Here is an 8,795-nt window from a genome sequence, read left to right as displayed (position 1 = left end):
CGTTGGGCCCGGAGGCCGTTCAGTGGTGCAGGCTCCAGGCCTGCCAGAGCCGGGCGTACCGGCCATCGAGTGCGAGTAGTTCGTCGTGCGTGCCGGATTCGACGATTCGGCCGTCGGCCATCACGGCGATGCGATCGGCCGTCGCGGCCTGGGTCAGACGGTGGGCGACGACCAACGTGGTGCGGCCCTTCGTCGCCGCCTCGGCGGCCGCCTCCAGTTCGGCCGCGTGGGCACTGCCGGCCTCCGCGGTGGCCTCGTCGAGGACGACGACCCGGGGATCGGCCAGCACCAGCCTGGCCATCGCGACGTGCTGGGCCTGGGCGGCGGTCAACGTGACGCCCTGCTCACCCACGAGGGTGTCCAGACCGTCGTCGAGGGTGGCGACCCACTCCGCACCCACCCGCTGCAGTGCCGCCCAGACCGCGTCGCGATCGGCATCCGGCGCCACCAGGCGCAGGTCGTCGAGCAGCGTGCCGGAGAAGACGTGGACCTCCTGGGTGATCGTGGCCACCCACTGCCGCAGTCGATCCCGCCCGATCGCGGCCACGTCGACGCCACCGATCAGCGTGCGACCCGCCGTCGGCGTCAGCAGCCCGGCGACGACCGCCGCCAGGGTGGTCTTGCCCGCCCCGGTGGTGCCGACCAGCGCGCACCGGGTGCCCGCGGGGATGGTCAGCGAGACGTCGTGCAGCACCTCGGGACCCGAGCCGTAGGCGAACGAAACCCCGCACACCTCGACGTCGGAACCCGCGGGCACGGCAGCGACGACGGGGTCGGCGGCGGTGTTGACAACGGTGCTGGTGCTGGTGCTGGTATCGGTGCTGGTGTCGGTGCCGGTATCCAGGATCCCCACCAGGCGCGCCAAACTCGCCGCCGCGGACTGGATCTCGTCGAAGTTGAACATCAACTCCCCGATGGGATTGAACAGCCGGTGGAACAGCAGCGCCGCGGCGGTGACCTGGCCGACGGTGACGTCTCCGGCCTTGACCAGCAGGAAGCCCGCCACCAACGTGGATGCCAGCCCGATGAATTCGGCGCGGTTGACGCGGCCGACGAAGCGGGTGAAGAACGTGAAGACCGAGATCGAGATGTCCCGCGCGCGGGCCGAGGCGCCGTCGATGTCGGCGAGGTGACGGTCGTGGATCTCGTAGGCCTCGATGGTCTTGACGCCTTGGATCGACTCGACCGTGACCTGGGCGCGTTCGGCGATCGCGATCCGCTCCTGGGCGTACATCGGCGCCGAGCGGGGGAGATACCACCAGAGCCCGGCGACGTAGGCCGGGATGGCCAGCGCGCCGGCCAACCCGAGCCGCCAGTCCAGGCTCGTCATGCCCGCGAGCGTGACGACGGCCAGGAAGAGCGCGTTGACGATCTGCGGGAGTACCTGGCCCACGGCCCTGGCGACCACGGCGACGTCGGGACCGACGCGCGACAACAGGTCGCCGCGTCCGGCCTCCTCGATGGTGGTGGCGGGAAGGTCCAGCGCGGTGGCGAGGACCTGTTCCCGGAGATCGGCGAGTGTGCTCTCGCCGACCCGCGAGGTCAGATAGCCGGCCAGCCCCGTGCCGAGGCCGCCGAGCAGTGCGGTCACGGCGATGGCCATGGCGATCCCCGGGAGGCCGCCCGCGCCCGCGCCGGCGCTGACGCGGTCGACCAGTGTGCCCAGCAGGTAGATGGGCACGATCGAGGCCGCCGCGGCGGCGAGCCCGACGGCGACGGCACCGAGCAGTCCGCGCCAGCGGTGGCGTAGATCGGTTGCCAGCCAGGCGGCGGTGCGGCGCGTCGACGCGACCGGGAGCACCGGCGGCGTGATGGGTTCGTCGCTGATCATCGGCTCACCAGATCCCGGTACCGGTCGTGCGCCGCCATCAGGTCGAGGTGCGGCCCCTGCGCGACCACGGCGCCGTCGACCACCAGCACCACGCGATCGGCGGCCGCCAACAGCGCGGGACTGCTCGTCAGGACGACGGTGGTGCGTCCGGCCGCACCGCGGAGGTCGCGGATGCCGTCGGCGATGGCCTGTTCGGTGACGGCGTCGACGGCCGTGGTCGGGTCGTGCAGGACCAGCACGTCCGGATCGGCGGCCAGCGCCCGGGCCAGCGTCCAGCGCTGCCGTTGTCCGCCGGAGAGGCTGGCGCCGCGCTCCACGACACGATGTTCCAGGCCGTCGGCGTGCACGGCGACGACGTCGGTGGCGCAGGACGCCGCCAGCGCGGCGTGCACGTCGGCGTCGTCGAGGTGCGCCCCGACGGTGAGGTTCGACCTGAGGCTGCCGGTGAACAGGTCGCCGTGATGGTGCTCGACGAGCAGGCTGGAGCGGCGTTGCCCCTCGGGGATGTCGGCGACGCTGCGGGCTCCTGCCAGCACCAGGCCTGGGGAGTGCGCGGCGTCGGTGGGATCGCCGTCGCGAACGTGGCCCGACAGTAGGTCGACGAGTGCTGTCGCATCGCGGGCGTCGGCGGCGAGCACCGCCACGAAGTCGCCGGGCGCGACGTCGAGGGACAGTCCGCGCAGGGTGCCGTGCCGGGCGTCGCGGATCTCCAGCCGGCCGCGTGGATCGGAGGCGGGAACCGCCGGGCGGGGGTGGTGCCGAGTGGGCGAGTTCAGCACGGTGGCAACGCGGTTGGCCGATGCGCGGGCCTCCGCGACCCAACTGGGGACGACGGCCAGCAGGGAGAAGGGTTCGATGAGGAACTGCACCAGGCCGATGACCGTGACGAGTTGGCCGAGGGACAGGTCGCCGGACAGTGCGAAGTAGGTGGCGGCGACGGCAATGCCCATGCCGGCCAACGCGCCCGCGGCGGCCGCGGCGCCCGCGTGCACGCTCTGGATGCGGGCCGCGCGCAGGGTCGCGGCCAGCGAGCGTCGGCTGGCGGAGCGGTAGCGGGCCGCCGCGTTGGCCTGCGCGCCGATGCCCTGCAGGGGGCGGTGACCGCTGACGAGGTCGGTGGCCAGGGCGGTGGCACGACCGATCTGGGCCTGCTGCTGTTCGACGCGCGAGGCGATGAGCGGCGCGGTGAGTTGCAGTCCGGCGACGACGATCGGCACGCCGATCAGCACCATCAGCCCCAGCGTCACGTCGATGCTCAGCAGGACGGCGCCGCAGGCGACGGTGGCGACCACGGCTCCGGTGACCCGTGGCACGTAGTCCAGCAGATACGACGTCTCGTCGGCGTCGGTCGACGAGATCGACAGCAGCTCACCGGCCTTGTACTCGGTCCGGATGCCCAGCCGGTCGAGGATCTTGTGGCCGAGTTCGACGCGCAGCAGGTGGGATTCGCGGGCGATGGCGAACATCAGCAGGCGCGCACCGAAGCGGTAGACCACGGTGAGTACCACGAACAGCCCGGCCAGGACGGCGAGCCACGCGACGATGGCGGGCGTGCTCCCGGTCAGCACGGCGCGGTCGACGATGACGCCGATGAGCACCGGTACCGACACCTCGCACAGTTGGTGCAGGGCGATCAGCAGGCTTCCGGAACTCAACCACCGCAGGTTTCGCGTGACGGTTCGGCGCAGGATCGAGGCGCCGGTCCACCGGGTGTTCGCCGTCAAACCGATCGGCCGGCGTCGGCGGCCATGCGTTCCCGCAGGGAGCGTGGCCGCATGTCGGTCCAGTGTTCCTCGACGTATCGCAGCGCGTCGTCACGACTGGTCCCGTCCGGACCGCCGTGTGCGACGGTCCAGCCGTCGGGGACGGCGGCGAAGACCGGCCACAGCGAGTGCTGGTCCTCGTGGTTGACGAGCACCAGGAAACGACCGTCCTGGTCGTCAAAGGGATTGCTGGACAACGCTTTCCTCCGTACGTTCGCATCACGACGTCGACCATCCGAGCGGATGGCCCGGTCCCCGCGGGACACGATGGGGTGACCTCCCCGTAGCATCGCCAGGGCATGCTATCAAAGGTAAGGCTAACCATTGCGAGCTACACATCGGTGACCCCGGTGGGGCTCTCCGGCGGGCTACGAGAGTCCCGCCGACGGATCGAGAGGTGACCGTGCGCGTCGTCATGTTCGGATATCAGACGTGGGGGTACCGCACCCTCGAGGCGCTGCTGGCATCGCGCCACGAGGTGTGCCTGGTGGTCACCCACCCGACGAGTGAGCATGCCTACGAATCGATTTGGGACGATTCGGTGGAGGATCTGGCCCGGTCCAAGGGTATCGACGTCTACCTCGCCAAACGGCCCGACGCCGCGCTCGTCGAGATGGTCGCCGGGCTCGCGCCCGACGTCATGGTGGCCAACAACTGGCGCACGCGCCTGCCGGAGGAGTTGTTCTCCATCCCCACGCACGGGACCGTGAACCTGCACGACTCGTTGCTGCCGAAGTTCACCGGCTTCTCGCCCGTCATCTGGTCGTTGATCAGCGGGGCGTCCCACACGGGTCTGACCGCGCACCTGATGGACGCCGAACTCGACACCGGCGACGTCCTGGTGCAGCGCGCCGTCGAGATCACGCCCACCAGTACCGGCACCAGCCTGGTCCACGACACGTTGGACCTCATTCCCGGCGTGCTGTCGGAGGCGTTGGACCAACTCGAGTCCGGAACGGCTCGGCCCGTGCCGCAGGACCTCTCGGAGCGCACGTTCTTCCACAAGCGTTCCGAGCGGGACGGGCTCATCGACTGGTCGTGGCCGGCAGCCGACATCGAACGGCTGGTGCGCGCACTGTCGGATCCATATCCGAACGCCCACACGTACTTTCGGGGAGAGCGACTACGCGTCATCGCCGCGCGGGTGTCAGGTGGCCGCTACGGCGGTACGCCGGGGCGGGTGTTCATCGAAGAGGACGGCGGCATGGTGATCGTGGCGGGCGCGGACGCCTACCGCGGCCGATCCCCGGGTCTGATCCTGGACGTGGTGCGCACCGACGACGGCGTCGACCACGACGCGCTGACCTACTTCGGCCACGGCGGTGGGTATCTCGGTGGAAGTCCCTCAGCGCCGTCCGGTGACGTACGGTGAGGCCTTCGGCACCACCAGCGGCGTGCCGGTCTGCGGATCGTCGATGATCTGGCAGGCCAGGCCGTACACCTCCTCGACGAGATCCTCGGTGATCACGTCCAAGGGCCTGCCCTGGGCGACGATGCTGCCCGCCTTCATCGCCACGATCTGGTCGGCGTAGCGGCAGGCGTGGTTGAGGTCGTGCAGGACGGCGACAACCGTCCGCTGCCGTTCTCGGTTGAGCATCGCGAACAGGTCCAGCAGGTCCACCTGGTGCGCGATGTCCAGGTAGGTGGTCGGCTCGTCGAGCAAGACCAGCGGCGTGTCCTGCGCCAGCACCATCGCCACCCACACGCGTTGGCGCTGCCCCCCGGACAGCTCGTCGACGAGCCGACCGGACAGCCCGTCCACCCCGGTGCACCGCATCGCCTCGGCCACCGCGCGCTGATCGGTCTGCGACCACTGGCGGAGCACCTTCTGGTGCGGAAACCGGCCGCGCGACACCAGGTCTGCCACCGTGATGCCCTCGGGGGCGATCGACGACTGGGGGAGCAGCCCCAGCCTGCGCGCGACGTCCTTGGTGTGCCGGGTCGCGATGTCCTGACCGTCGAGGACCACCTGGCCTGCCGACGGCGTGATGAGCCGCGCCAAGCCGCGCAACAGCGTCGACTTGCCGCACGCGTTCGGGCCGACGATGGCGGTGACCCGGCCGTCGAGGAGGTCGAGCGTCAGATCGGCCACGATCGTGCGCTCGTCGTATCCGATCGACAGTCCGCGGGCCGACAGCCGGGATCGCGACGTCTCCGCCATGGGGTGCTTGTCCTCCTCGAGCGTCACCGGCGTTGCCTCGCCTGGGTGACGAGCAGATGGATCAGGTAGATGCCGCCGAGTGACACGGTGACGGCGCCGACGGGAAGTTCGTTGCTTGAGAACAGGTGTTGCGCCACGATGTCGCTGCCCAGGAGCAGCACCGCCCCCATCGCGGCCGACGGCACCAGACCCACGCCGGGGCTCGCGACCAACCGGCGCGCGATCTGCGGCGCGGCCAAGGCCACGAACGTGATGGGCCCTGCCGCGGCGCACGCCAGCGCGACCAGCGCCACCCCGACCACCAGATAGCGCAGCCGGGCGCCTTCGGGCCGTACGCCCAGGGCGCCCGCCGCGTCGTCGCCGAGTTGCAGCACCGGCAGGCGTGGGCCCAACGCCACCAGGATCGCCCCGATCACGGCCAGGCACACCAGCATGGGGATGACCTCCGACCACCCGAGACCGTTGAGCGTGCCCTGCTGCCACACCGCCGCGGTGACCGCGGTGTGGTAGTCGAGCTTGATGACGATCCACTGGTTGACCGAGTTCAGCACCGCGCTCACGCCGATTCCGACGACGATCAGCCGGTACCCTGCGACACCGTTGCGGTAGGCCAGCGCGTACACCAGGACCGCGGTCACCAGCCCTGCCGCCAGCGCGCCCGCGGCCACGGCGTAGTAACCGCCACCGAAGCCCGCCAACATCACCAGCGCCCCGGTGTAGGCCCCGGAGTTGACGCCGATGATGTCGGGGCTGCCCAGTGGGTTTCGGGTGAGGGCCTGGAAGATCGCGCCCGAGACGCCCAGTGCCGCACCGACGAACAGGGCCATCAGCATGCGCGGCATGCGCCACTCGAGCACCACGACGCGGTCGAACGACGTGTTGGTGCCGAGCAGCACCCCGACCACGTCGCCCGGTGCCACGGTGTAGGTGCCGAATCCGATCGCGACGACGCCGATCACCAGCGCACCCACCAGCAGGGTGGTCACGACGACGACGGCGCGCCACGAGGCGCGCGCCGAGAACCCGCCGATGCGCAGCACGCACTGTCGATGCCCGAACGTCGGCCCGGAGCCGGTCTGCGTGGTGGTCACGGGCGATCGGCTCCTCGCTTGCGCACCAGCCAGATCAGCACCGGGGCTCCGAGGAACGCCGTCACGATGCCCGCGGGCAGCTCGCTGGGGCGGATCACCACCCGGCCGACGATGTCGGCGGCCAGCAGCAGCGTGGGCGCCACGACGGTCGAGTAGGCCAGGATCCACCGCCAATCGGGGCCGGTGAACCGCCGCACCGCGTGCGGGACCATGAGACCCACGAATCCGATGGGACCCGCACCCGCCGTGGCCGACCCGGCCAGCAGGGTGACGGCGACCAGGCTGAGCGCCCTGGTGCGCACCACGTTGCCGCCCATGCTGCGCGCCAGGTCGTCACCGAGCGCGGTGACGTTCAGCGAACGCGACACGACCACGCAGGCGATGACGCCGATCAGGACGAAGGGCGCGATCGCGGCCGAGACCTCCAGGCCGCGGCCGTCCAGCGCGCCCGAGTCCCAGAACCGCATGTTGTCGAAGGCGCGCGGGTGGCGCAACCGGATCGCGAACCCGATTCCATCCATGACCGCACCGATCGCGACGCCCGCGAGCAGCACGCGGACCGGTGTCACCGTCGCCCGACCGGTCATTCCCACGAGGTACACCAGGACCACGGCGAACAGGGCGCCGGCGAACGCGAACCAGATGTAGGTCCAGATGCCGGTGAGACCCCCAAAGGCGATGGCGCCCACCACGAACAGCGCGGCGCCGGAATTGATCCCGAGGATCTCGGAGTCGGCGAGCGGATTGCGGCCGACGGCCTGGATCAACGTGCCCGACAGCCCGAGCGCCACTCCGACCAGCACGGCCAGCACCGTGCGCGGGATGCGCAGTTCGTAGACGATCCACTGGTCGCCGACGTCGCGGTAGTCGGTGACGGCATGCCACACCGTCGCGAGGTCGACGTCGGTGGTGCCGATGGCCAGGCTGGCGATGCTGGTGAGCGCCAGCAGTGCGGCCGCGATCGCCAGGCCCGCGGGGCGGCCGACGGGGCCGCTGCGTGGCGCGGGCGCTGTGGCCCGTGGGGTGGCGTGGGTCGTCATCGGCGCTCTACAGGCCGGCCCGCTCGAGGGCTTCGTCGAACTCCTCGGAGGCCACCTTGTCACCCTTGCCCGCGGCCAGCGCTCGGGTGTAGACGGCCACCACGTCGTCCTCGATCAGGGCGAACTTGGCGTCCCAGGTCTCGGAGTCGAATCGCCAGTAGCCGGTGACGTCGAGTTGATCGACATCCCAGCCGAGCCCGCGAAAGTGCTTGCGGACGACGCGTGATTCGGCGGCCTCGCCGGCGAACCAGCAGTACCCGCGTCCGGCGGGCAGCGGCAGCGTCGTCGCCGTCGCGGCGAGCCGGCTCTGAGCGTGGCCGTTCCCGCTGCCCACCGACGGCAGCAGGGTCACGCCGGCGGGCACCGCCAGGTAGGTCAGGTCCGACTCGTCGGCCACTTCCGCGACCACGACGGTGCGCACGTCGCCCGCCGATCGTTCCAGGATGCGGGCGGTCGCCGGCAGCCCGGACAGGTCGGTCACCAGCAGTTGCCATTCGCAGTCGGGCGGCGGCCGATACCACGACCGAGCATGGTCGAGCCCCACGCGGTCGCCGGGACGGGTCTGTGTGGCCCACGTCGTGCCGAGCCCGCGGGCGTGCAGCACGACGTCCAGGTCGATCAGGTCGCCGCGCTGGGCACGCACCGAGTAGTTGCGGCCGTCCGCGCCCGCGGAGGTGTCGGCGTACCGCACGCCGTCGACCCCCGTCGCCACCGGCGGCGGGATCCGCGAGCCGTCGGGTCCGGGGGAGGAGAAGTACACGCCGACGGCGGAATCGGGCTCTGGACGCACTGCCAGCACGTCGGGTTCGTCGACGCGCAGCGTGATGCGGCGCAGCCGCACGCTCGGGGAGACGACGCCGGTGACCGTCGCATACGAGAAGCTCATCGAATTTAGGGTAGCCTAAATAG

Annotated in this window: 8 protein-coding genes; 1 reads left to right on the top strand and 7 read right to left on the bottom strand. The window is 70.9% G+C overall.

Annotated features, from left to right (window positions below; genetic code table 11):
• Window positions 1–19: 19 nt before the first annotated feature.
• The 3 genes from AC30CM_RS12865 to AC30CM_RS12855 all read right to left on the bottom strand — a co-directional run bounded on the left by AC30CM_RS12865 (window position 20) and on the right by AC30CM_RS12855 (window position 3,791).
• A complete protein-coding gene (locus tag AC30CM_RS12865) occupies window positions 20–1,831 on the bottom strand; it encodes an ABC transporter ATP-binding protein (RefSeq protein WP_490117265.1) in 1,812 nt (603 codons plus the stop codon).
• A complete protein-coding gene (locus tag AC30CM_RS12860; RefSeq protein WP_490117264.1) occupies window positions 1,828–3,486 on the bottom strand; it encodes an ABC transporter ATP-binding protein in 1,659 nt (552 codons plus the stop codon). Before AC30CM_RS12860 ends, AC30CM_RS12865 begins: the two co-directional genes overlap by 4 nt.
• A 65-nt stretch (window positions 3,487–3,551) precedes the next feature.
• Window positions 3,552–3,791: an MbtH family protein gene (locus tag AC30CM_RS12855; RefSeq protein WP_490117263.1), complete on the bottom strand. Its 240-nt coding sequence runs from the start codon at window positions 3,789–3,791 to the stop codon at window positions 3,552–3,554.
• 206 nt (window positions 3,792–3,997) lie between these two features.
• Between AC30CM_RS12855 and AC30CM_RS12850 the strand changes: the two genes are divergently transcribed.
• A complete protein-coding gene (locus AC30CM_RS12850) occupies window positions 3,998–4,966 on the top strand; it encodes a methionyl-tRNA formyltransferase (RefSeq protein WP_490117290.1) in 969 nt (322 codons plus the stop codon).
• Here the strand turns inward: AC30CM_RS12850 and AC30CM_RS12845 are convergent.
• Genes AC30CM_RS12845 through AC30CM_RS12830 form a run of 4 tightly spaced genes read right to left on the bottom strand, consistent with a single transcriptional unit; the run spans window position 4,940 to window position 8,772 of the window.
• Window positions 4,940–5,755, bottom strand: coding sequence for an ABC transporter ATP-binding protein (locus AC30CM_RS12845; RefSeq protein WP_490117289.1), 816 nt, complete (start codon window positions 5,753–5,755; stop codon window positions 4,940–4,942). The genes AC30CM_RS12850 and AC30CM_RS12845 overlap by 27 nt on opposite strands.
• Before the next feature lie 23 nt (window positions 5,756–5,778).
• Window positions 5,779–6,846 carry a FecCD family ABC transporter permease gene (locus tag AC30CM_RS12840; protein WP_490117262.1) on the bottom strand — a complete coding sequence of 356 codons (1,068 nt, stop codon included), beginning with the start codon at window positions 6,844–6,846 and terminating at the stop codon, window positions 5,779–5,781.
• Window positions 6,843–7,886: a FecCD family ABC transporter permease gene (locus tag AC30CM_RS12835; RefSeq protein WP_490117261.1), complete on the bottom strand. Its 1,044-nt coding sequence runs from the start codon at window positions 7,884–7,886 to the stop codon at window positions 6,843–6,845. Before AC30CM_RS12835 ends, AC30CM_RS12840 begins: the two co-directional genes overlap by 4 nt.
• A gap of 7 nt (window positions 7,887–7,893) precedes the next feature.
• Window positions 7,894–8,772: a siderophore-interacting protein gene (locus AC30CM_RS12830; protein ID WP_490117260.1), complete on the bottom strand. Its 879-nt coding sequence runs from the start codon at window positions 8,770–8,772 to the stop codon at window positions 7,894–7,896.
• Window positions 8,773–8,795: the final 23 nt, after the last annotated feature.

It is taken from the genome of Mycobacterium sp. DHQP2018-32-09, from assembly GCF_058148405.1.
This window is presented reverse-complemented; position numbering and strand designations above follow the sequence as displayed.

Coding starts and splice junctions, on each gene's coding strand:
- AC30CM_RS12865 (WP_490117265.1), bottom strand. CDS start 1,831: ATGATCAGCGACGAACCCATCACGCCGCCGGTGCTCCCGGTCGCGTCG.
- AC30CM_RS12845 (WP_490117289.1), bottom strand. CDS start 5,755: ATGGCGGAGACGTCGCGATCCCGGCTGTCGGCCCGCGGACTGTCGATC.
- AC30CM_RS12835 (WP_490117261.1), bottom strand. CDS start 7,886: ATGACGACCCACGCCACCCCACGGGCCACAGCGCCCGCGCCACGCAGC.
- AC30CM_RS12830 (WP_490117260.1), bottom strand. CDS start 8,772: ATGAGCTTCTCGTATGCGACGGTCACCGGCGTCGTCTCCCCGAGCGTG.